Annotated in this window: 21 protein-coding genes; 10 read left to right on the top strand and 11 right to left on the bottom strand. The window is 41.6% G+C overall.

All coding sequences use genetic code 11. The annotated features are described in order from the left end of the window. Window positions 1–47: 47 nt before the first annotated feature. The 6 genes from AC4PL9_RS09970 to AC4PL9_RS09945 all read left to right on the top strand — a co-directional run bounded on the left by AC4PL9_RS09970 (window position 48) and on the right by AC4PL9_RS09945 (window position 4632). Window positions 48–1247 carry an acyl-CoA dehydrogenase family protein gene (locus AC4PL9_RS09970; RefSeq protein WP_491604605.1) on the top strand — a complete coding sequence of 400 codons (1200 nt, stop codon included), beginning with the start codon at window positions 48–50 and terminating at the stop codon, window positions 1245–1247. A gap of 53 nt (window positions 1248–1300) precedes the next feature. Continuing rightward, window positions 1301–1657 (top strand): arsenate reductase family protein, encoded by a 357-nt coding sequence (locus AC4PL9_RS09965; RefSeq protein ID WP_491604604.1) that lies wholly within the window; start codon window positions 1301–1303, stop codon window positions 1655–1657. A 3-nt stretch (window positions 1658–1660) separates the two neighbouring features. Further along, the gene (locus tag AC4PL9_RS09960) at window positions 1661–2605 is read left to right on the top strand and encodes a DMT family transporter (RefSeq protein WP_491604603.1); all 945 of its coding nucleotides are present in this window, start codon (window positions 1661–1663) and stop codon (window positions 2603–2605) included. Between the two features lie 23 nt (window positions 2606–2628). Further along, complete coding sequence (locus AC4PL9_RS09955) at window positions 2629–3519, top strand: glycerophosphodiester phosphodiesterase family protein (protein ID WP_491604602.1); 891 nt, start codon at window positions 2629–2631, stop codon at window positions 3517–3519. Next, window positions 3519–4112, top strand: a complete 594-nt coding sequence (locus AC4PL9_RS09950; RefSeq protein ID WP_491604601.1) for a Crp/Fnr family transcriptional regulator — start codon at window positions 3519–3521, stop codon at window positions 4110–4112. Before AC4PL9_RS09955 ends, AC4PL9_RS09950 begins: the two co-directional genes overlap by 1 nt. Before the next feature lie 70 nt (window positions 4113–4182). Continuing rightward, entirely contained in the window at window positions 4183–4632 is a 450-nt protein-coding gene (locus AC4PL9_RS09945; RefSeq protein WP_491604600.1) for an SRPBCC family protein, read from the top strand. A 12-nt stretch (window positions 4633–4644) separates the two neighbouring features. On the opposite strand, the gene AC4PL9_RS09940 is transcribed toward AC4PL9_RS09945, so the two are convergent. Continuing rightward, complete coding sequence (locus tag AC4PL9_RS09940; RefSeq protein ID WP_491604599.1) at window positions 4645–5037, bottom strand: RNA-binding S4 domain-containing protein; 393 nt, start codon at window positions 5035–5037, stop codon at window positions 4645–4647. Window positions 5038–5139: 102 nt separating this feature from the next. Between AC4PL9_RS09940 and AC4PL9_RS09935 the strand changes: the two genes are divergently transcribed. Beyond that, on the top strand, window positions 5140–6210 hold the full coding sequence (locus tag AC4PL9_RS09935; protein ID WP_491604598.1) for an Mrp/NBP35 family ATP-binding protein: 1071 nt from the start codon (window positions 5140–5142) through the stop codon (window positions 6208–6210). 1 nt (window position 6211) lies between these two features. Further along, window positions 6212–6460, top strand: coding sequence for a NifU family protein (locus AC4PL9_RS09930; RefSeq protein WP_491604597.1), 249 nt, complete (start codon window positions 6212–6214; stop codon window positions 6458–6460). An 81-nt stretch (window positions 6461–6541) separates the two neighbouring features. Here AC4PL9_RS09930 and AC4PL9_RS09925 read toward each other — a convergent pair whose 3' ends face one another. The 3 genes from AC4PL9_RS09925 to AC4PL9_RS09915 form a co-directional block, all read right to left on the bottom strand. Beyond that, the gene (locus AC4PL9_RS09925) at window positions 6542–9238 is read right to left on the bottom strand and encodes a PKD domain-containing protein (RefSeq protein WP_491604596.1); all 2697 of its coding nucleotides are present in this window, start codon (window positions 9236–9238) and stop codon (window positions 6542–6544) included. Window positions 9239–9638: 400 nt separating this feature from the next. Further along, window positions 9639–11105: a lipopolysaccharide biosynthesis protein gene (locus AC4PL9_RS09920; protein WP_491604595.1), complete on the bottom strand. Its 1467-nt coding sequence runs from the start codon at window positions 11103–11105 to the stop codon at window positions 9639–9641. Between the two features lie 142 nt (window positions 11106–11247). Then, window positions 11248–11802, bottom strand: coding sequence for a hypothetical protein (locus AC4PL9_RS09915; protein WP_491604594.1), 555 nt, complete (start codon window positions 11800–11802; stop codon window positions 11248–11250). A 204-nt stretch (window positions 11803–12006) separates the two neighbouring features. Here AC4PL9_RS09915 and ileS point away from each other — a divergent pair, with 204 nt between their 5' ends. Further along, window positions 12007–15408: an isoleucine--tRNA ligase gene (ileS, locus tag AC4PL9_RS09910; RefSeq protein WP_491604593.1), complete on the top strand. Its 3402-nt coding sequence runs from the start codon at window positions 12007–12009 to the stop codon at window positions 15406–15408. A 118-nt stretch (window positions 15409–15526) separates the two neighbouring features. On the opposite strand, the gene AC4PL9_RS09905 is transcribed toward ileS, so the two are convergent. The 5 genes from AC4PL9_RS09905 to hemJ form a co-directional block, all read right to left on the bottom strand. After that, complete coding sequence (locus AC4PL9_RS09905) at window positions 15527–16303, bottom strand: enoyl-CoA hydratase/isomerase family protein (protein ID WP_491604592.1); 777 nt, start codon at window positions 16301–16303, stop codon at window positions 15527–15529. Window positions 16304–16363: 60 nt separating this feature from the next. Next, a complete protein-coding gene (locus AC4PL9_RS09900; protein WP_491604591.1) occupies window positions 16364–16540 on the bottom strand; it encodes a type II toxin-antitoxin system antitoxin in 177 nt (58 codons plus the stop codon). After that, window positions 16540–16701, bottom strand: a complete 162-nt coding sequence (locus AC4PL9_RS09895) for a hypothetical protein (RefSeq protein WP_491604590.1) — start codon at window positions 16699–16701, stop codon at window positions 16540–16542. The genes AC4PL9_RS09900 and AC4PL9_RS09895 overlap by 1 nt, the downstream gene beginning before the upstream one ends. Window positions 16702–16714: 13 nt before the next feature. Beyond that, window positions 16715–17569, bottom strand: a complete 855-nt coding sequence (locus tag AC4PL9_RS09890) for an SPFH domain-containing protein (protein WP_491604589.1) — start codon at window positions 17567–17569, stop codon at window positions 16715–16717. Window positions 17570–17703: 134 nt separating this feature from the next. Further along, on the bottom strand, window positions 17704–18255 hold the full coding sequence (hemJ, locus tag AC4PL9_RS09885) for a protoporphyrinogen oxidase HemJ (protein ID WP_491604588.1): 552 nt from the start codon (window positions 18253–18255) through the stop codon (window positions 17704–17706). A gap of 40 nt (window positions 18256–18295) precedes the next feature. Between hemJ and AC4PL9_RS09880 the strand changes: the two genes are divergently transcribed. Then, a complete protein-coding gene (locus AC4PL9_RS09880) occupies window positions 18296–18808 on the top strand; it encodes an acyl-CoA thioesterase (protein WP_491604620.1) in 513 nt (170 codons plus the stop codon). On the opposite strand, the gene AC4PL9_RS09875 is transcribed toward AC4PL9_RS09880, so the two are convergent. Both AC4PL9_RS09875 and polA read right to left on the bottom strand, forming a co-directional pair. Beyond that, complete coding sequence (locus AC4PL9_RS09875) at window positions 18805–19788, bottom strand: glycosyltransferase family 9 protein (RefSeq protein WP_491604587.1); 984 nt, start codon at window positions 19786–19788, stop codon at window positions 18805–18807. The two genes, AC4PL9_RS09880 and AC4PL9_RS09875, sit on opposite strands and share 4 nt — an antisense overlap. A 45-nt stretch (window positions 19789–19833) precedes the next feature. Then, window positions 19834–22629 carry a DNA polymerase I gene (gene polA, locus AC4PL9_RS09870; protein ID WP_491604586.1) on the bottom strand — a complete coding sequence of 932 codons (2796 nt, stop codon included), beginning with the start codon at window positions 22627–22629 and terminating at the stop codon, window positions 19834–19836. Window positions 22630–22706: the final 77 nt, after the last annotated feature.

Raw genomic sequence — 22706 nt, 5'->3', positions numbered from 1 at the left:
ATGAAAAATTTATATTAGTTTTGTCGTGGAATTTCAAAAATGAAGAAATGAAAACTGATTTATATACGCATCCGGATTATTACAACATGGATGATTTGTTGACGGAAGAACACAAAATGATCCGTGACGCTGCCCGTGCATGGGTGAAAAAGGAAGTTTCTCCTATTATAGATGAGCATTATGAAAAAGCTACTTTCCCTTCTCATTTATTGAAGGGTCTTGGTGAGATTGGTGCGTTTGGACCTTATATCCCTGAAGAATACGGAGGCCCGGGTCTGGATCAGATTTCTTACGGATTGATCATGCAGGAACTGGAACGTTGTGACTCAGGTCTTAGATCTACTGCTTCAGTTCAAAGTTCTCTTGTGATGTACCCAATCTGGAAATACGGAACAGAAGAACAAAAGAAAAAATACTTGCCTAAGCTGGCAACCGGAGAAATGATGGGGTGTTTTGGATTAACAGAACCTGATCATGGTTCTAATCCGGCAGGAATGATTACCAATTTTAAGGACATGGGAGATCATTACCTGTTGAACGGAGCCAAAATGTGGATTTCGAATGCTCCTTTCGCTGATATCGCTGTTGTATGGGCGAAAAATGAGGAAGGACGAATTTGGGGAATGGTTGTTGAACGCGGTATGGAAGGATTCTCAACTCCGGAAATGCACGGAAAACTATCACTTCGCGCTTCATCTACAGGAGAGTTGATCTTTGAAAACGTTAAAGTACCAAAGGAAAATCTTCTTCCGGGAAGAAGCGGACTAGGCGCTCCGTTGAGCTGTCTTGATTCCGCTCGATTCGGTATTGCCTGGGGAGCTTTGGGAGCAGCTATGGATTGTTACGATCAGGCTCTTCGTTACTCAAAGGAAAGAACGCAGTTCAATGTTCCTATCGGAGCCTTCCAGTTAATTCAAAAGAAGTTAGCTGAAATGATTACGGAAATTACAAAAGCTCAATTATTGACATTGCGCCTGGGACAATTGAGAAACGAAGGTAAAGCAACTTCGGCTCAGATATCAATGGCAAAAAGAAACAATGTTGAGATCGCATTAAATATTGCCCGTGAGGCTCGTCAGATCCACGGTGGAATGGGAATCACTTCCGAATATTCTATGATGCGTCACATGGCGAACCTTGAGTCAGTAGTGACCTACGAGGGAACACATGACATTCATCTGTTAATTACAGGTATGGACGTAACAGGAATTCCATCATTCACCCGCGAGATGCCTGATTTGAATTAATTTTAATTTTCAAAAAGGCTCCTTCAACGGGGCCTTTTTTATTCATTGACAGTATGAAAAAAATATTCCATTTATCAACGTGTACCACTTGTCAAAGAATTCTGAATGAGTGGTCTGTTCCTGAATCAGTGACATTACAGGACATCAAAAGTGATCTGTATTCGGAAGAGGAACTGGATAAAATGAAAGAATTAGCAGGATCGTATGAAGCTATTTTCTCAAAACGGGCTATGAAATACAAAGAGTGGAACGTTAAAGATAAAGTGAAAACGGATGATGATTACCGGGAATTTCTTCTGAAGGATTATACATTCCTGAAACGTCCTGTTTTGGTTTATGAAGACACTATTTTCGCCGGAAACAGTAAAAAAACGGTAGAAGCTGCGGGTAATTTTCTGGCATCGCTTTAGCACATGAAAACAGTTGAAAATTTGTGGGCTCACCTCGCCTTACTGACGGTGAACCTCATTTATGGTGCTAATTATGTGTTGGCTAAAGACATTATGCCCGATTACATATTACCCAATGGTTTAATTCTTATTCGCGTAGCCGGGGCAACCTTGTTGTTCTGGATCGTACGTCTATTTATCTGGGAAAAGGTAAATCGAAAAGATCTTATTCTGATTGCTTTTTGCGCTCTCTTCGGTGTTTCACTGAATCAGCTGTTCTTTTTTAACGGATTAAACCTCACCTCGCCTATTAACTCTTCCATCATCATGACCTCAAACCCGATAATGGTTGTCATTCTAGCGTTTTTCCTGTTAAAAGAGCGCATACAGACCCTTAAAATAACCGGAGTGGTTGTCGGAACGTTCGGAGCGGTATGGCTTATCCTTCTCGGAAATCCGCATGGCTCTGGAACCTCTTCTATTCTGGGTGACGTCTATATTTTTATTAATTCCCTGACCTATGCACTGTATCTTGTGCTTGTAAAACCATTAATGTCCAAATACAAACCCATTACGGTCATTACACTGGTGTTTACTTTCGGACTGGGATACATTATGCTTTATCCTCCCGTATGGACAGAATTACGTCTTGTTGACTTTTCTGCAATTCCGGCTTTTATTTATTGGGAAATCGCTTTTGTGATCGTTGCGGTAACTTTTCTGGCCTATCTGCTCAATATTTTTGCCTTAAAGATTGTCTCCCCTTCTATAGCCAGCAGTTATATTTATCTTCAGCCTGTATTTGCAGGAATCTTTGCCTGGCTCTTCGTGAGTTGGTTAAAAGCCGATTATGTGCAGGACATTACACTGGAAAAAGTGTTTTGTTCGCTGTTGATCGCATTAGGAGTCTACCTAATATCTGTTAGCTCTAAAAAACAGAAAAGACTGGAGCAACAAAGCAAATCATAGAAAAAATCCGTAAATTTCAATTCATGAGAGTACAGTTGATTTACGGAATTTTTCTGATACTATTTTCCTGTTCTTCCGAATCGACTGATACGCGTCAAGAAGAAGTAATGGAAACAAAAAATATCGATTGGCAGGGACACAGAGGCGCACGCGGATTGATGCCTGAAAATACCGTCGCCGGATTCCTGAAAGCTCTTGAGTTTCCTGTAACGACACTTGAGTTGGACGTTGTTATTTCTAAAGACGGAAAAGTGATCGTCTCCCATGAACCCTGGTTCTCATCCGAAATCTGTTCCGTTGACAATGGTGATTCGATCCGAATTTATAACTTAACTGCTGATGAAATTGCTACAATTGATTGTGGAAGTAAAATTCATCAACGATTTCCCCAACAGCAAAAACTGTTTACCAGTAAGCCCGTTTTAGAAGAAGTTGTTCATGCTGTTGCCAATTATTGTGAAGAGAACAACCGGCCTCTTCCCAACTTCAATATTGAACTGAAATCAATGCCCGAGTGGTACACAATCTTTGTTCCGGAACCTCCTATATTCACAGCTATCGTTTTATCGGAAACAGATCGTCTTGAAATTTCAGAAAGAACAACAATACAAAGCTTTGACCCAAATATTCTGAATGAAGTTTTTAAAACTAAATCAGTAGTTAAAACGGCTTTTTTAGTTGAAAATTCGAAAGACAAAACGAACTTGTTTCCAGTGCTTTCCCAACAACCAGACATTTACAGCCCACACTACTCGCTGCTGAATAAACAGGAAGTAAAGGAAATGCACAGCAAAGGAATGAAAGTAATCCCCTGGACCGTTAATGATCTGCCTACCATGCGCTCTCTTATTACTATGCATGTAGACGGCATTATCACAGATTATCCGAACCTCATCACAAAAGCTGTACAATAATGACTTCCGACTTCACTCATTTCTTTCGTTTGCTGAATACCCTCTCCGAACTCAATGAAGCTGAAAAAGAGATAATGAAGACCCTCTTTCACGTCCGTCATGTTCCCAAAAAAACAATTCTGACACAAGCAGGAGAAACTGCCAACGAACTCTACTTCATCAATAAAGGCTTATTGCGATTATACTATCGTAAAGAGGGTGAAGAAATTACTGCATATATCTTTCGGGAGCATTTATTTGCTTCCAGTTATGATAGTTTCCTCAAACAAGAACCGGGGATTCAATATCTCGAAACACTGGAAGATTGCCAGCTACTAGTAATCAATTACCGACACATGCAGGAACTCTATCAAACGGTTCCCAAGATGCACATCATTACCCGAAAAATTGCAGAGCAACGCTTTATCAATGCACAACAAATACTGTCTTCCTTTCTGCTCGACTCTCCGGAAGAACGATATGCAAAATTCGAACAATCGAATAAAGACCTTCTTCATCGGGTTCCACATCACATTATCGCCTCGTATTTAGGAATAACACCTGTTTCGATGAGTCGAATCCGCAAAAGGAGAATAGAACAGCAACGAAAGTAATCTGAACCCTTAACAATTGTTAATGGCGGAACATCAAACACATCCTAACTTTGCAAAAAACAAACAAATTATGGACAAACAGATTCACACTGAAATCATTATCAACGCACCTCTGCAAAAAGTATGGCAAATCATTATACAACTGGAAGACTATAAAAACTGGAATCCCATACTGATAGAATGCCACGGAATCGCCAATCCAGGACAGCGATTGAAAAATGTTATGAGAACCCAAGGGAATAAAACAATGTCGTTTAAACCCATAGTCACAAAAGTGGAAGAAGACCAGTATTTCGAATGGTTGGGTTCGTTGCTGGTTAAAGGGTTATTTGATGGGCGTCACTCTTTCCGTCTCACCGAAATTAGTCCGAATCAGGTACGGTTAGTACATCGGGAAGAATTCTCAGGAATCGCCAGTAGTTTTATTCTAAAAAAGATCAAAGAACAAACAACCGCGAATTTCATTTTATGGAATCAGGCGCTTAAAGCCCGTGCAGAAGAAAAGAATACCGCAAGGTAGACGAATACCTTTCTATTCCTCATCCCAATCGTCCCATCCTTCCCAGAAGTCGCTGAGATCCCGTCGATCTTTTTTCGTCGGTTTACCCGTACCATAGTCGCGATAAATTTTCTGGGACTCCTGATAGAGCTTATATTTCTCCAACTCTTCAGGGGTTGTTTCTTCGGAAAGATATTCAGGAACCAGTTTTGCCCCTACCCGCTTATCCAGTAAAGCCAGAATCTTGTATTCAAACAAAGCTCCGTTCCGCGAAAAAGAAAGTGTATCTCCCACCTTTACCTCGCGGGATGGTTTAATATCCTCTCCATTCAAACGGATTTTTCCCTTTTTCACCTGTTCCGTCGCCTGAGATCTTGTTTTTGTCAGACGCACACACCATACATATTTATCAATCCTTATTGCCACATTTACAAAGTTAGCAGGTTTCCCACATCTTTATACCACACCGTAAACTTTCTTCATAAGAATGATTCCAAACAGCGCGAATATCCCTAAATTTGTACGCAAATGGAAGTTACAAGAGAAAAAGTTCTGGAAATCCTTTCCAACGTAATAGAACCGGATTTAAAGAAAGACATTGTCACACTTAATCTGGTGGAAGAATTAGAAATTGAAAACCGTACGATTAAGACGAAAGTAAAAGTCTCCAATCCGGCACTTCATGCAAGAAACCGCATGAAAGAAGCTGTAAAATTTGCACTCACCAAAGTACTTGGGGATGATTTGCAACTGGACATCCACGTAGTCGGACTGGCCAAAGATGAACAACATATTGTTCCGCGCAAAATACTTCCTGAGGTAAAACACATCATAGCTGTGGCTTCAGGAAAAGGAGGTGTGGGAAAATCAACAGTCACTTCTAACCTGGCAGCAGGACTTGTTAAAGCAGGCTATAAAGTAGGTATTGTCGACGCCGATATTTACGGTCCTTCTATGCCTACCATGTTTGATGTAGTCGGGGAGCGTCCAACAATGATTGATGTGGAAGGAACACCGAAAATAAGTCCGGTAATGGCGTATGGTGTGCAAATTCTTTCCATTGGATTCTTCACAGATCCGGACAATGCTGTTGTATGGAGAGGACCTATGGCCTCTAAAGCTCTGACACAATTATTTACCGATGCTTATTGGGGAAAACTGGATTACCTTCTGATTGATTTACCTCCCGGGACAGGAGATATTCACCTGAGTTTGGTACAGACCGTTCCTCTTGATGGTGCAGTGATAGTAAGTACTCCTCAAGAAGTCGCATTGGCCGATGCCCGTCGGGGTGTAAATATGTTCCAATTAGAAACAATTAAGGTTCCGGTGGTTGGAATCGTTGAAAACATGGCCTGGTTTACACCAGAGGAGCTTCCTGAGAACAAATATTATATATTTGGCAGAGACGGAGCAAAAAATCTTGCTGCAAGTATGAATGTTCCGTTTTTAGGACATTTACCTTTGGTTCAGGGAATACGTGAAGCCGGAGATGTCGGAAGACCTGCCGCTTTTCAGGAAAATAGTCCGATTACAGAACCACTTGAAGAATTAGTTCGTAACTTTGTAGCTCAGGTGGAAACGGTTGTAAATAAATAACATGACGCTTAATAAAACAGATATAGAAAAAAAGGTTCAGGCGGCAATCGAGCAGCTTCGACCTCATCTTCACAGTGATGGAGGTGATATGGAATTGGTTGAAATAACTGACGATGGTATCGTACGTGTACAGTTATTAGGCGCATGCTCTGATTGTAACATGAGCCTCATGACCTTAAAAGCCGGATTGGAAGAAGCGGTCAAAAAGGCTGTTCCTGAAATCATCTCTGTTGAAGCGGTGAACTTTTAGTAACGGATTCAATTTATTGTGTCAATAAAAAAGTCGGTGGAATACTCCACCGACTTTTATTTTTATCTCTTATCTAATCAGTTATTTACGAACCAGTGTCAGATATCCATGACCGGAAACCTCTTGTCCGTCAAGTCCCAGAACTCTGTATTTAAAGAAATAGACTCCTTCAGCGGCTTCTCCTCCTGAGGGAGTTGTTCCATCCCAACCCGGAGACTTCACGTCTATAATCTCTGCCATGGTATTTCCCCATCGATTGAAGATATATAGTTCTATCTCCGCCGCGTGCTCTATTCCCAAATGGAAATGATCATTACTTCCATCACCATTTGGTGTGAATACATTCGGAACGTGGTATACTAAAGGCGGAAACTCAACAGTAATATTGAAAGACGCTGTATCTGTACACCCTTCATTAGAAGCAACAACAGTCACTGTGTACTCTCCTTCATTGTATATATTCAGATAAGTGTCAAAATCTTCATCTGAGAAAGTTCCGTCTCCAAAACTCCACTCGTAATCTGTAACATCACCGGTTGTTTCATTAAAGATTGTCGCTTCCAGAGGAGGGTATCCTGTTTGAGGATCTACTGACAAACCAGCTTCCGGGTAGGAATACACCGTTACAGAAACCACAGACGAATTCTCACAACCATTTGCATCTACACCTGTCACCGTATAGGTTGATACACCTACTGGTGGTGTAAACGGAACTCCATCCTGAATACCGTTATCCCATGTATAAGAAACACCACCTGTTCCGGATAAAGTAACTTCTTCTCCCTCACAAACTCCTGCTCCTTCCGCAGAAATCTGAGGTAAATCGTTTACCGTCACAGTTACCTCATCACTTGCCTGACAACCATTCGGACTTGTATAAGTAACCGTGTAAGTTGTTGTCTGTGTCGGTGAGAAAGGAACTCCATCCTGAACACCATTATCCCACGTATAATTAGATGCTCCCGAAGCCGTTAACGTCACCGATTCTCCTATACAGATCGTTTGATCTGCTCCCGCATCCGGTTCATCAATTTCATCGACAAAAATTGTGATCGAATCTGTAGCTGTACAACCGGTTGGACCAACTCCTACAACTGCATAAGTTATTGTGGTATCACCAATGGCTATTTCTACTCCGTCTACCAATTCCTGGTCCCACGTATAAGAAACACCACCTTGTCCCTGTGGAGTAAATGGCTCTCCGGGACATAAAGTCAAATCGGGTCCGGCAGAAATCGGAGGTGCAGGAGAAACCAATATTTGCTCCGTAGCTGACGCCGCACAACCTGCATCCGATGTTACTGTAAGCGTTGCAGTAAAATTCCCGGACGTAGTGTAAGCGTGTGTAGGATTGTCATACGTTCCTATCGTATTTGTTTCCCCGGTAATCGGCCCACTCGCTGATTGTGTCGTAATCCCATTACCAAAATCCCATTGCCAAAAATCGATACTACCCGAACTTATCGTAGAATTATCCGTAAATGTAACCGAATCATTTTCACAAATCGATGTTGGAACGGCGGTGAAATCTGCTACAGGATATGGCGCTGTTCCAATCGTTATCGAAGCGGTTATCGAACAAGAAGACCCGGTAACCGGAATCATTTCCACCTCGTAATAACCTCCTGCTGTAATGGTAATAGCCTGTGTGGTTTCTCCTGTGTTCCAAAGATAAGAACTGGCTCCCGGAGGTGCAGTTAATACCAATGGATCGTTACCACAAATAAAAGCATCACCCGTTGAAGTAATGATCTCTGATCCACTGCATGAAGCATCAACATAAGCATATCCGTAATGTCCGGACTGAGAACAGTCGGCTACACGGAACTCAACTGTAACATTCTGGCCTATGTATGCTGTTAAAGGAGCAAAAGCTGTTCTCCAGGTCTGATAAAGTACATCATTTCCTGCACTGATGAAATCAGGGTTACTGGCAGTTGACTGAACACTGTAACTTCCACAAGGTACATCATTACCATTCTCGTCGTAAACTCTAACCACAAAATAAGGTTGTTCTGCCAGTGTATGCCCCGGTTCCTCAACAATCACAGCATAACTATAAGTAAACAAATCATTTGTAGCATCGACCAAATACGTTTGTCTTAACAAAGAAACATCTGCTCCACTCACGTTTCCATTTCCCAACAATGCCGAGTATTGACCTCCATCGGGATTTACACGTGGAATACCTACAACCCCGTCTGTACCACCAGACATGATTGAGTGTTGCAAACCAGGTGTTACTGTACTAACTCCTGTAACGCCATATGCATTACCCGGATGAGATCCGGCGGACAATTCCCAACCGTTGAATGTACCATCTTCGAAATCCATGTTAACACATGGTCCGTTCAGAACTCTTGAAGTACGTTGATGTGCCTGTTCATCCTGATTTTCTTTGTCCAAAGGAATCAGATCTACCTCTTCCTTCAGTTCTTCGATCCAGTCTCCATACATCTTATATACCTCTTCCAACGATTGTACCTTTCCGGACTTCAACTGTTTTGCAAGATTTCTTGCAAATTTATGCCGACAGTCCAGAATAAAGTCAATTGTTTTCTGATGACTTTGTTTGTAAAGATTCAAGCGGATATCATCTGATATTTTCATAAATGATATTTCAGAAGTGATATAATCTACAATATCACCAACACTTGATTTTTTAATAAATGAGGTGAGTTCCTCCTGACTGTGAATATGTTCATGCTTCTCTTGAGAAAAAGTTTTAGTAGTAGCCAAAAGAAACAAAACCAGTAGATAAAAGCTATACTTTTTCATAACTAGTTGTTTTAAATTAAATAATGATTAGATTTTTCCTTTAACGCAGCGCGACAACATCACGCCCATATTACATCCTGTATCACAGCCTGTTAATTGAATAACGTCCGAGTAGCAACTATGATAAGAGATATCTGAAGAACCCGCTCTCGCCTGAGCAAAAAATAAGAATTGCACGAAAGGAAAGAGGAGTATAAAAACCACCTTTTTCATAATAAATAGTAATAATAGTTAGCGATCAAAACGTGGTTTTCTGGAAACCACCTTTGACTAGACAGCAAATGTAACCAAAAGGTTGCACTAAATGTATTTTTTTGTTTTTCCTAACAAAACGAGAGGGATTTGTTAGGAATTATTTGATTTTCAACACTAAAAGAAAGCAATCAAAAAATAAATTAGATTAGCGCTTGTAGAATTCAATTCTGTAAATAACTCCTATAAAAATCAACAATAGCATATTGTGAATAAAGAACTGAACAAAACCAAACTCAAGATTCAACAACCATGTTATGGTATAAAATATCAGTGCCAAAACAAAGTAAAAACCAGCTTTTCGCAGGTTGTATTTAATCGGGTAATGTTTTTGTCCCAGAAGATATGAAGCTGTCATTTGTCCACCATATACCAAAAGTGTTGTCCAGGCAGCGGCCATATACCCGAAAACCGGGACCAGTGAAACCAATAGAATGATAGTTGCAGTAGCACCCACAATAGAAATATAAGCACCGTATTTAGTCTGTCCCGAAAGTTTGTACCAAATAGACTGATTCATATATACTCCCAGAAATATATTGGCAATCAAAAGCACTGGTACAACCTTTAATCCCTCCCAATAAGCTTCGTTACGTATAAAGTATTTAAAAACATCAATATTCAATGTTACTAATAAAAAGAAAGCAGCCAAAGCAGCAATCAGGTAATTCATGACCCGCCCATATATTTTTCGTTTGGGATCTTCTTTTGCCTGTGCAAAGAAAAAAGGCTCTGCCGCATAGCGAAATGCCTGCAGAAAAATGGTGATCAGCATCGCCAGTTTATAATTGGCACTATAGATTCCCACCTGGCTTTCCGCATACCGCAAAGCACTCCCTAAATAGCCTTCAGGAACCAGTTCCGCATTATTCAGCAGCTGCTTGATCAGGATTCGGTCTATCGTTTCGTTAATGATTCCGGCAAAACCAGCAATAACAATAGGAAAAGCATACCACCACATCTTCTTTAGCAGTTCCGGATCCACTTCAAGTCGAATCGACAAAAATTCTCTCCAAAGAAGCACCGGGCGAATTAAAGATGAGACCAGGTTAGCTATAAAAATATACAACACTCCCATAGCCGGGTCATCAGTCTCCGGATCAAACAGGACAAGAAGAAAGAATAAGTTGAGAACAATGTTGGTAAAAATAGAGGCCAGTTGGACTATGGCGAATTGCTTAGCCTGTTCTCTTGCTCTCAAACGGGCAAGGGGCAAGCTGGACATTGCATCTACAGTAACAATGATGGCCAAAAGTGCAATGTATTCAGAATGGTCCGCATATAGCATTGCTTCTGATATCGGCCCCAGAAAAATAAGAACTACCAGAAGGAATAAAGCATTAATCCCCGTAAGTGAAACGAAAGCATTGCTAAATACTTTATCCTGATTCTGCTCGTTATTAATAAAACGGAAAAATGTTGTCTCCATCCCAAAGGTTAGCAGGACAATAAAGAAAGCAACATAAGCATATAGCTCCGAAACAACACCATAATCCGCGGGATCAGCAAAAACCATCGTGTAAATAGGCACCAGCAAATAATTCAACAGCCGACCTACGATACTTGACATACCATAAATCGCTGTCTGACCCGCTAATTTCCTGATAGCACTCAACCTGTGTTCTTTCGTTTAATTTCAAAAGTAGTGAAAGAATCCGAATCGAAGTACGTAATCACATCATGTTCGAAATTTGAAAAGGGTTCGTACCTACATCCGCAGAGTTGCTTGCAATGAAAAATCAGATATGCAAACACACTTAATGTATCTTCATTATCAATAACCCATTCATCTCACAGAGGTATGCAACATATTTTTCATCCGGAGAAACAGATAGACTATGACAGTTCTCTCCTTCTGATTTCCAAAGCACTTCTGGTTTCTGCCCCTTTTTTGTCACAACTAACGCAACTTGGAATCCCTCCATTCGTAACTCAATCTTGATCCCATCAGAAGTAGTTACTTCTCTGGGATGTAACTCGGATACTTTCATAAACGCCTCTATTTCTTTATCCGTCATTTTACTTACAGCGTTTTTTGTGCTTATAAAGCCAATTGTTTGATTTCTCCAGGTAGCCTCTCCCAGGCGGATATTTGTCAGCCTGATCTTGAACCACTTCCCCATTACGTTACACCCAACGTAATCAGATTCTGCTGACCATATCGGATATTCATCAATTGCTTGTGACTGAACAACAAGAACTGTCTCCGTTTTTATGCGAAGCATCTCTGCATCTAACGTCTTCTTTCGAGGTTTTTGAGCAACGGAGCCAATTGAAATTGTTAGAAAAAGTATAACTACTAATTGTTTCATAGTAAATAGGTCTTGAAATTCAACGATTCTGTATTTAAATTATTGTGGTTGTATCCCTTAAAAAACAATACTTGTTACTTTGCATAACTGTCGGTTAATACAATTAATATCAACCATTTTTTGGATGAAGTAAACAAGCGTTTTTGAATCGAAAAGGTTGTTACTAAAATTTCTATCTTTGCGACTTCTAATTAACTGAGTAAAATGAGCGCAAAATATCAGGAGTACAAAGGGTTGAATTTGCCGCTAATGGCAAAAGAAGTGATGCAGGAATGGGAAAACAACAACATTTTTGACAAATCTATCTCAACACGGGAAGGTAAGAAGCCTTTTGTCTTTTTTGAAGGGCCTCCTTCGGCAAATGGACTTCCGGGAATTCACCATGTTATGGCGCGCTCTATTAAAGATATTTTTTGTCGCTATAAAACGCTTCAGGGATTCCAGGTAAAACGTAAAGCAGGTTGGGATACGCACGGGCTTCCTGTTGAATTAGGTGTAGAAAAAGAACTGGGAATTACCAAAGAAGATATCGGAACGAAAATTTCCATCGAAGATTATAACAAAGCCTGTCGCGAAGCGGTGATGCGTTATACTGATATCTGGAATAACCTTACCCGCGATATGGGATACTGGGTGAACATGGATGATCCGTATATTACGTATGAACCGAAGTATATGGAATCTGTTTGGTGGCTGTTGGGTCAGTTGTACGAAAAAGGGTTAATCTACAAAGGATATACGATTCAACCGTATTCTCCGAAAGCAGGAACCGGTCTTTCTTCTCACGAATTGAACCAACCCGGATGCTACCGTGATGTAAAAGATACTACGGTTGTTGCCCAGTTTAAAATGGTAGACGGACAGAATACACCTTTTGGGGTAACACATGACGTTCATTTCCTTGCCTGGACAACCACACCCTGGACGCTTCCTTCGAATACGGCACTTGCTGTAGGACCTAAAATTGAATATGTACTGGTACAATCGTACAATCAATATACTTACGAGCCTATTCACGTTGTACTGGCCAAAAATTTGGTTTCGTATCAGTTTGCCAAAGGATACAAAGCTGTTGAAACAGCAGACGAACTAAAAACATACAATAAAGGAGATAAAACCATTCCTTACTTCATAGCAGGAGAATGTACCGGATCTGATCTTGTAGGTCTGAATTACGAACAATTGTTACCGTATGCTCTGCCTTACGAAAATGCAGATCAGGCGTTTCGTATTATCCCGGGAGATTTTGTTACGACAGAAGACGGAACCGGAATTGTACATATCGCTCCGACTTTCGGAGCAGATGATGCCAAAGTAGCTAAAGATGCGGGTGTGCCCGCCATGTTGGTTCTTGATGACAAAGGAAATCCTGTTCCACTTGTTGATTTGCAAGGTCGTTTTCGCCCGGAAATGGGAGAGTTTGCAGGTATGTATGTAAAAAACGAGTACTATGCAGATGATGAGGCTCCTGAAAAATCAGCAGATGTTCAGATTGCCATTAAGCTCAAAGAGGAAAATAAGGCCTTTAAAGTAGAAAAATACGAACACTCATATCCACATTGCTGGCGTACCGATAAACCGGTGTTATACTATCCGTTGGATTCGTGGTTTATCAAATCTACGGAGAAAAAAGACCGTATGATTGAACTCAACAAAACGATTAACTGGAAGCCCGAATCAACGGGAACCGGTCGTTTTGGAAACTGGTTGGAGAACCTGAATGACTGGAACCTTTCCCGTTCACGTTACTGGGGAATTCCAATCCCAATCTGGTCTACTACAGAAGGGGACGAACGTATTTGTATTTCTTCCGCAGAACAGTTGAAAGCAGAATGTGAAAAAGCAGTTCAGGCCGGAGTTATGGACACAAACCCACTGGCAGGTTTTGTACCGGGTGATATGTCAAAAGAAAATTACGATAAAATCGACCTGCATAAAAACTATGTGGATCAGATCACACTGGTTTCTCCTTCCGGAAAACCAATGAAACGAGAAGCAGACCTGATTGATGTATGGTTTGACTCCGGATCAATGCCCTATGCACAATGGCACTATCCATTTGAAAACCGGGAATTGATTGAAAACAGAACGGGTTATCCGGCAGACTTCATCGCTGAAGGTGTCGATCAGACACGCGGATGGTTCTTTACTCTTCACGCGATCTCTACGATGGTGTTCGATTCGGTGGCTTATAAAAATGTTGTTTCCAACGGGCTGGTTCTTGACAAAAACGGACAGAAAATGTCCAAACGTCTTGGAAATGCAGTCGATCCGTTTGAAACATTGCCCAAGTATGGTCCTGATGCGACACGTTGGTATATGATCACCAATGCGCAGCCCTGGGATAACTTGAAGTTTGATGAAGACGGAATTGTAGAGGTACAGCGTAAGTTCTTCGGAACCCTGTACAATACCTACAACTTTTTCGCACTTTATGCAAATATTGATGGGTTTACATACAGTGAAGCGGACATAGATTATGCAAAACGTCCAGAAATTGATCGTTGGATTTTATCGAAATTAAATTCACTGATCAAAGATGTAGAAAATGCCTTTGATCAGTATGAGCCGACCCGTGCGGGACGTTTGATTCAGGATTTTGTAAATGACCAACTGTCAAACTGGTATGTACGCCTTTGCCGTCGCCGTTTCTGGAAGGGTGATTATACAGAAGATAAAATTTCAGCGTATCAGACTTTATACACCTGTCTGGAGGTTGTCACTATTCTTTCTTCTCCTATTGCTCCATTCTTTATGGATAAACTTTTCAGTGATCTGAATAAAGTTTCCGGAAAACACGACGCGGAGTCAGTTCACCTGGCGTATTTCCCGAAAGCAAATGAGGACTTTATTGATCTCAATCTGGAAGGACAAATGGACATTGCTCAACGCGTTTCTTCACTGGTGTTGAGTCTCCGTAAAAAAGAGAAAATAAAAGTTCGTCAACCCTTACAAAAGGTAATGGTTCCAATTCTGGATCCTACGTTTAAGTCCCGTATCGAACATGTAAAAGACCTGATACTGGCGGAAGTGAATGTAAAGGAAATGGAACTGTTGGAAGACACTACCGGAGTTTTGGTAAAGAAAATCAAACCTAACTTCAAGACCATTGGTCCGAAGTATGGTAAACAAATGAAAGCTATTTCGGCAATGGTAAACGGTTGGGATCAACAAGCCATTGCAGAGGTGGAAACGAACGGAGGCTGGAACGGTGAAGTAGATGGTGCTGCTATCGAATTGACCCTGGAGGATTTCGACATTCAGGCAGAAGACATTCCGGGATGGCTGGTAGCGTCGGAAGGAGAAATTACAGTAGCTCTGGATATTACCATTTCGGAAGAATTGCACAACGAAGGGATTGCCCGCGAACTGATTAACCGCATCCAGAATTTCCGTAAAGAAAGTGGACTGGAGGTAACTGATAAAATCAGATTGACAATAGCCTCTACAGCTGAAATTCAACAGGCTGTAGCAACCAACAAGACCTATATTTGTGAAGAAGTACTCGCAACAGATATTGTTTTCGAAGATACATTGAAAGCAGATGCCTTGTTGACGGATATTGAATCGGAAGGTGATACGCGTATCGTATTGGAAAAAGCGTAACTCACGATATTTATTGTTTATTAAGGCTGTTGCACCCTGTGTAGCGGCCTTTTTTCTATCCACTAAAAAAGGCGTGCTCACTGCACGCCCTTCAAAATATTGTATGAAATGCTAATCGTTAGTTAAACGCTGCTTTCCGTTTTTCGATAAATGCAGTTGTACCTTCCTTAAAATCAGGTGTACCAAAGCACTTTCCAAACTCTTCTACTTCGATTGTATAACCATTTATACCTTCCTCGTAGTTTGCATTAATAGAACGAATCGCAGAAGCAATAGCTGTTCCGGAGTTGGCTGTTATTTTACCGGCAATTTTGTGTGCCAGGTCTAACAATTCAGCCTGTGGTACTACATGGTTTACCAATCCCCATGATTTTGCTTCTTCAGCAGAGATCATTCCTGCAGTAGCCACCATTTCCATGGCTTTGCCACGACCTACCAATTGTGCCAATCGCTGTGTCCCTCCGTATCCTGGAATAACTCCCAAAGAAACTTCCGGCAAGCCCATTTTTGCATTATCCGAAGCAATACGGATATGAGACGACATAGCTAACTCCAATCCACCCCCCAGTGCGAAGCCATTCACTGCAGCAATAACCGGCTTTGTCATATTTTGCACATAGTTAAAAAGTAACTCGTGCCCTTTTGCACTCAACTCTTTCCCTTGTGCTACATCAAAATGCGCAAACTCTTTTATATCTGCCCCTGCAACAAATGCCTTCTCTCCGCTACCGGTCAGAATAACCGCACGCACGCCTTCGTCTGTATTCGCATCCGTAAGTGCTTTGTTCAATTCTTCGATTGTCTCTTTATTCAGTGCATTCAGCTGGCTGGGACGGTTAATCGTAATTACTGTTGTTTTCCCTGCCTTTTCTACTAAAAGATTATTGTATGACATGTTTTCCTTTTTTTCGTAAAAATAACGTTTTTATGAAAGTAACAGAAATGATCTTCCCTTCTACTTGTCTTCTTTATCAAATTTGGGCTTGGGTTCTCTTTTTGCTTCCTGCAAAGCCTTATGAATAATCCACTCCAACTGACCATTAACGCTTCGGAATTCATCAGCTGCCCACTTTTCCAGTGCTTCGAATTTGTCTGTATCAATTCGCAGAAGAAATGATTTTTTATTTGCCATTACTTTTTCACTTCACGTTCCAACAATACAGTAATTGAACTGTTCGCATCCGAAATGGATATTGCTTTCCATCCACCAGCACACTCTTCATTCAAACGCTGTTCAAATTTCTTTAGCGATTCAAATGCTCCCTTTTTTATTAGTCTGTATTTCGGATTCATAACCTACCCGTTTCTAATTATACAATGTTCCCGTATTCACAACAGGAGTTGCTTCTTTGTCTCCGCAAAGCACCACCATCAGGTTACTGACCATAGCTGCTTTCTTGTCCGCATCTAATTGGATACCTGCTTGCTTATCCAGCTCTTTAATTGCCATCTCAACCATTCCAACTGCTCCCTCAACGATTTTAAACCGGGCAGCGACTATAGCCGTAGCCTGTTGGCGCTTCAACATCGCCTGAGCAATTTCCTCCGCATACGCAAGATAACCGATTCGCGCTTCCATCACTTCAATACCTGCCATTGCCAAACGCTCCGTAATTTCATCTTCAAGAGCGGTGTTCACCTCATCCATTCCAGAGCGCAACGTAATTTCAGACTGGTCATCATCAAAATTATCGTACGGATATGAACCCGCCAACTTTCTGACGGCCGCATCTGTTTGTACCCGTACAAACTCTTCGTAATGATCAACCTCAAAAGCCGCCTTAAACGTATCCTGTACCCGCCAAACCAGAATTACGTTTATCAAAATCGGATTTCCGACTTTATCATTGACCTTCACACGCTCACTGTCAAAATTACGCGCCCGAAGTGAAATACTTTGCTTGGAGTAAAACGGGTTGGCCCAATAAAATCCATTCGTCCGAACAGTCCCTTTATAAGACCCAAACAGCACCAATACTTTTGAACCGTTCGGCTGTACAATAAAAAAACCGGGAAGAAGGAAGACAGCAAGTATGTCCAGCGTAATAAATGCAACCGTATTGGTCAGGGCAATACCCGCAATACCTCCTGCAATTAAAACCAACACTGCCAACAGAATAAGATACCCATTAAAAGCAGACACATTCTTTTCTTTTTCCATAATGATATTGTTTTGATATCACTAATATATAATAAAAATTGAAATATCTTCCGAATTTTTCGGAAAACACACTGCATACTGACTACTACACAGATTAGTATGGACAGCAACCTTATTTTGTTCCGTAATAGAATTTATGATTTTCTAAGTCGTTTGTAGAGCTTTATCCCCATCATCAGACCTATGGCAACGGCAAAAAAACCAACGGTACCCCAAATCCAGTTGAGGGACGATTTCAGAACGACAATGAACACAATGGCGACCAGTAATAGCGTAGCTACTTCGTTCCAGATACGCAGCTTTCCTGACGACCAGTTAAAAACACCTCTTTTCAATTGATTGAGAATACGCTGACAGGCAAAATGATACACTAAAAGCACTACAACAAAACCTAATTTCAGGTGCATCCATCCTTGCGCCAGATAACCGGGAACAAGTATCAGCATCCAGATACCGAACACAATTGTTAATACCATGGCCGGCCAGGTGATAATGTACCACAGTTTACGCTCCATGATTTCAAACTGATCTCTGAGTATTTTGCCTTCCACTTCAGGTTTTTGCAGCGATTCTGTATGATAAATAAACAACCGGACAATATAGAAAAGTCCTGCAAACCAACTTACTACAAAAATTATATGTAGGGCCTTTACCGTTCCTAAATCCATGTGTCCAAATGTACGCATTTTCACAATTCTACTTACCTTTGTGCAAAAATTCAGAATGATGAAGGCAAAGAAAGCTTCTGAGACTCTGGCAATATCAACAAAAGTTGTTTTGCCCAATGATACCAATACATTAGGAAATTTGTTCGGCGGTCAGTTACTGGCGTGGATGGATGTAATTGCAAGTGTTTCAGCACACCGTCATTGCAGAAGAGTGGTGGTTACGGCTTCTGTTAATAATGTTGCTTTCAATGCTCCCATTAACCACTCATCGATTGTAACACTTGAGGCAAAGGTTTCCAGAGCCTTTAATTCCTCTATGGAGGTGTTTGTGGATGTTTATGTTGAAAATCCGGTTACGGGGAATAAGTTTCGTTCGAACGAAGCCATTTATACATTCGTTGCTGTCGACCAGAACGGAGGCCCGATTCAGGTTCCGGAACTGATCCCTGAGACACAAGAGGAAAAAGAACGCTATACGGCTGCTTTACGGAGAAAACAACTTGCATTGATCCTTGCCGGAAAAATGAACCCGAAGGATGCAAATGAGTTGAAAAAGTTGTTTATCGATTAGTCAAACGCTTTTCTGACTTTGATAGCAATTTCGTCTATATTTTGATCGTTCATACACTTAAAATGTCCTTTTGGGCATTTTTGGTATCCGATTTTACTGCACGGACGGCAGGAAAGCTCTTTTTGTTCGAACAATTCGCTTCCCTCACCGGGAAGATAGGGATACATCCCCAACTCCGGAGTGGTATTCCCCCAAATAGAAAAGATTCTTTTCTTAAAGGCACTTCCGATATGCATTAACCCCGTGTCGTGTGTGACCAAACAAACGGATTGTTTCACCAGTGAGGCACTCTGACCAAGTGTACATTTCCCCGCCGCATTGAACACATTGGACGGAGCGATTGCTGCCAATTGGCTCCCTGTACGTTCATCTTCTTTTCCTCCCAGCAGAACAACCGGAAGTTGTATTTTACGCACCAGTTCTTCGAGCTTTTCCAGAGGCAATCGTTTTGTAGCAAACTGCGCTCCCAGTGCAATAGCAATATAACCCGGGTGGAAAATCTCCGGAAGAAAGCTCGTCACATCCACTTCTTCACTTTCCGGAATAAAGTAATCGAGTCCTTTTTGATCGTTGTTAACCCCCAGATGCCGGACTGTTTCAAAATAGCGGTCGACAATGTGGAGGTCCGGCATCGTCTTCCACCCCAAACGCACGTACAGAAACTTTTGGATATTTAATTTCGGAAATGACTTTGCTGGTCTTTTCAACTTGCGCTTTAGTCGTAGCGTACGTAAATTGTGATGCAGGTCAATTATGTAGTCGTACTGTTCGTTCTTCAATTCTTCCACTACCTCATCTATATCTTTTTGAAAGGTAATGACCCGATCGATATACGGATTAGGGGCTACTATTCCTGTGAAGGGTTGTTTGGTAAGGTAATGAACTTCTGCCCCGGTCTGTTCCTTGACAGCCCGCACAACCGGCGTAGTAAGAACAATATCCCCAATGGAGCTAAAACGAAGAATCAGAATTTTTTTCATCCGCGACAAAAATAGAACAACTCGTTGACCTTACAATAGAATCTTTTAATGGGCATCCAGCCAGTTGTGACCAAACTCAGCTTCTACAGTCAGAGGCACAGCAAATTCTATGGCATGCTCCATTTCTTGTCGCACCAAAGCTTCCATTCGCTCTTTCTCCTCCTTCTCCACATCAAACACCAATTCATCGTGTACCTGCAACAAAAGCCGGCTTTTCATCTGCTCTTTCTTCATCGCATTCTGCACGCGGATCATTGCCAGTTTAATGATGTCCGCAGCTGTACCCTGAATAGGTGCGTTAATCGCATTTCGTTCAGCAAATCCCCGTACTACTGCATTGTTCGAAGTAATATCCGGTAGGTATCGTCTTCTCTTCATGAGTGTTTCTACGTATCCGTGATCTCTTGCAAACGCAATAGATTTCTCCATGTAGGTTTTGATCTCCGGGTATTGTTCAAAGTAACTATCGATAATTGTTTTCGCCTCTGTTCTGGATATTCCCAGATTCTGCGCCAGTCCGAAAGCACTTTGCCCGTAGATAATTCCAAAGTTTACCGCTTTTGCATGGCTTCTTTGTTCCCGGCTGACTTCTTCCAGAGGTACATTGAAAACTCTTGCCGCAGTAGCTGCGTGAATATCTTTCCCTTCTTTAAAAGCCTCCATCATGTTCGGGTCTTTACTCAGTACGGAAATGATACGCAATTCAATCTGGGAGTAATCGGCAGCCATCAATTCAAAATTTGCATCTCGCGCCACAAAAGCTTTCCGGATTTCACGTCCTCTCTCGGTACGAATCGGGATATTTTGCAAATTCGGATTGTTGGAGCTCAATCTACCTGTTGCAGTGACCGTTTGCATGTAGTTCGTATGAATTCTCCCATCTACAGGATCGGCCAGTGTAGGCAATGTATCTACGTATGTATTCTTCAACTTCCGAAGTTGTCTGTATTCCAAAATCAGCGGAACAATAGGGTGGTCATTACTGTGTTTGTTCAGAATATCTTCACTGGTTGCATACTGACCGGTCTTGGTTTTCTTTGCTTTTGCAGAAATTTTCAAATGCTCGAACAAAACATCTCCCAATTGTTTCGGAGAGTCAATATTGAACTCCATTCCCGCCAGTTCCAGAATCTCTTTTTCAAGTCTGTCGATGTGTTCCCCCAACTCCTTAGAATAAGCCTGCAGGTTTTCTATATCAATTGATATCCCTTCTTTCTCCATCTCTTGCAGAACCAATACCAAAGGCATTTCAAGATCATAGAAAAGATTCTTCAGATGCGGTTTTTGCATTTCCGGTTCAAACAGTTCTTTTAGCTGCCAGGTGATATCAGCATCCTCACAGGCATAATCTTTAACCTCAGCCGGCTCCAGATCCCCCATAGAACGCTGGTTTTTGCCTTTCTTCCCGATCAGATCTTCTATAGAAACGGGTTTATAATGCAAATAATATTCTGCCAACTGATCCATCGCGTGTTTACTCTCCGGTTGAATCAGGTAATGTGCCACCATGGTGTCAAAAACCGGACCTTCGATGGCAATTCCATACCGATCCAACACATGTGCATCGTATTTCATATTGTGTGCCACCTTCTCAATAACCGGACTTGTAAAAAAGTCGGTAAAGGGAGTTAAAATTTCTTTTGCTTTGTCAAAGTCCTGCGGAATCGCTACATAATATGCTTCTCTCTGTTTCCAGGATAAAGCCAACCCGACAATATCCGCATGCCGCGCCTCCAGCGATGTGGTTTCCGTATCAAAACAAACGGAAGGTTGTTTCAGCAATTGAGCAAGTAATTCTTTTCGCTCTTCCGGTGTAGTAACCAGATGATACGATGGTTTTTCGGTTGCTATTGTTTTCAATTCCGCCGTTTCGGTTGGTACCTGATTCTCTACAAGGGATTGGGTTCCGAACAAATCCAATTGTCCTTCATCATTAACGGGAGCCGCAACAACGATTTCTTCACCGATCACCCGTTTTGCCAGGTTACGGAATTCCAGCTCCGTAAATATCTCCTTGATTTTTTCTTCATCGACCGGAATAACCCGCAAATCCTCTTCATCCAACTCCACATCCACGTCCGTGATGATCGTCGCCAGCATTTTGGAAATCATCCCCTGCTCTGCAAAATTGATGACATTCTCTTTTTGCTTTCCTTTCAGTTCATGAGAATGTTCAATCAGGTTTTCTACCGAACCGTACTGGGCAATCAGTTTTTTCGCAGTCTTCTCTCCGATGCCCGGGATACCCGGGATATTGTCCACCGAATCGCCCCAAAGCCCCAGGATATCAATTACCTTTAAAGGGTCGTCCACTTCAAATTTTTCGCAGACTTCTTTCACCCCCAGAATTTCGGGACCGTTCCCCATCCGGGAAGGTTTGTACATAAAAATATGCTCCGACACCAATTGACCAAAATCCTTGTCCGGTGTCATCATGTAGGTAATAAACCCTTCCTTTTCTGCCTTTTTTGCCAGTGTTCCTATCACGTCATCCGCCTCAAAACCGTCTCTCATCAGAATAGGAATATTAAACGCATCGATAATCCGCTTGATCGGTTCTATCATACTGCGAATATCTTCCGGCATTTCCTCCCGGTTGGCTTTATAAAAACTGTGTTCCTCTGCACGATTCGTAGTTGTCGGAGCATCAAACACCACCGCAAGGTGGGTGGGTTGCTCTTTTTTCATCACATCGATTAACGCATTTGTAAACCCAAAAGCCGCACTGGTATTCTGCCCCTTTGAATTTACCCTCGGGTTTTTCGAAAAAGCAAAATACGCTCTATAAATCAATGCAAACGCATCCAGTAAAAACAGTTTTTTTTCTGCGGGAGGAGTCATAATTTATCTTTCAATTTGAATCATTTCAAAGGTAGTGAAAAATTATTGTAGCAGAAGAACAAGAAGATCCGGGTAGG

This window comes from Wandonia sp. (assembly GCF_984588085.1).
The sequence above is the reverse complement of the archived record's forward strand: the minus strand, read 5'-3'. Positions and strand labels throughout refer to the sequence as shown.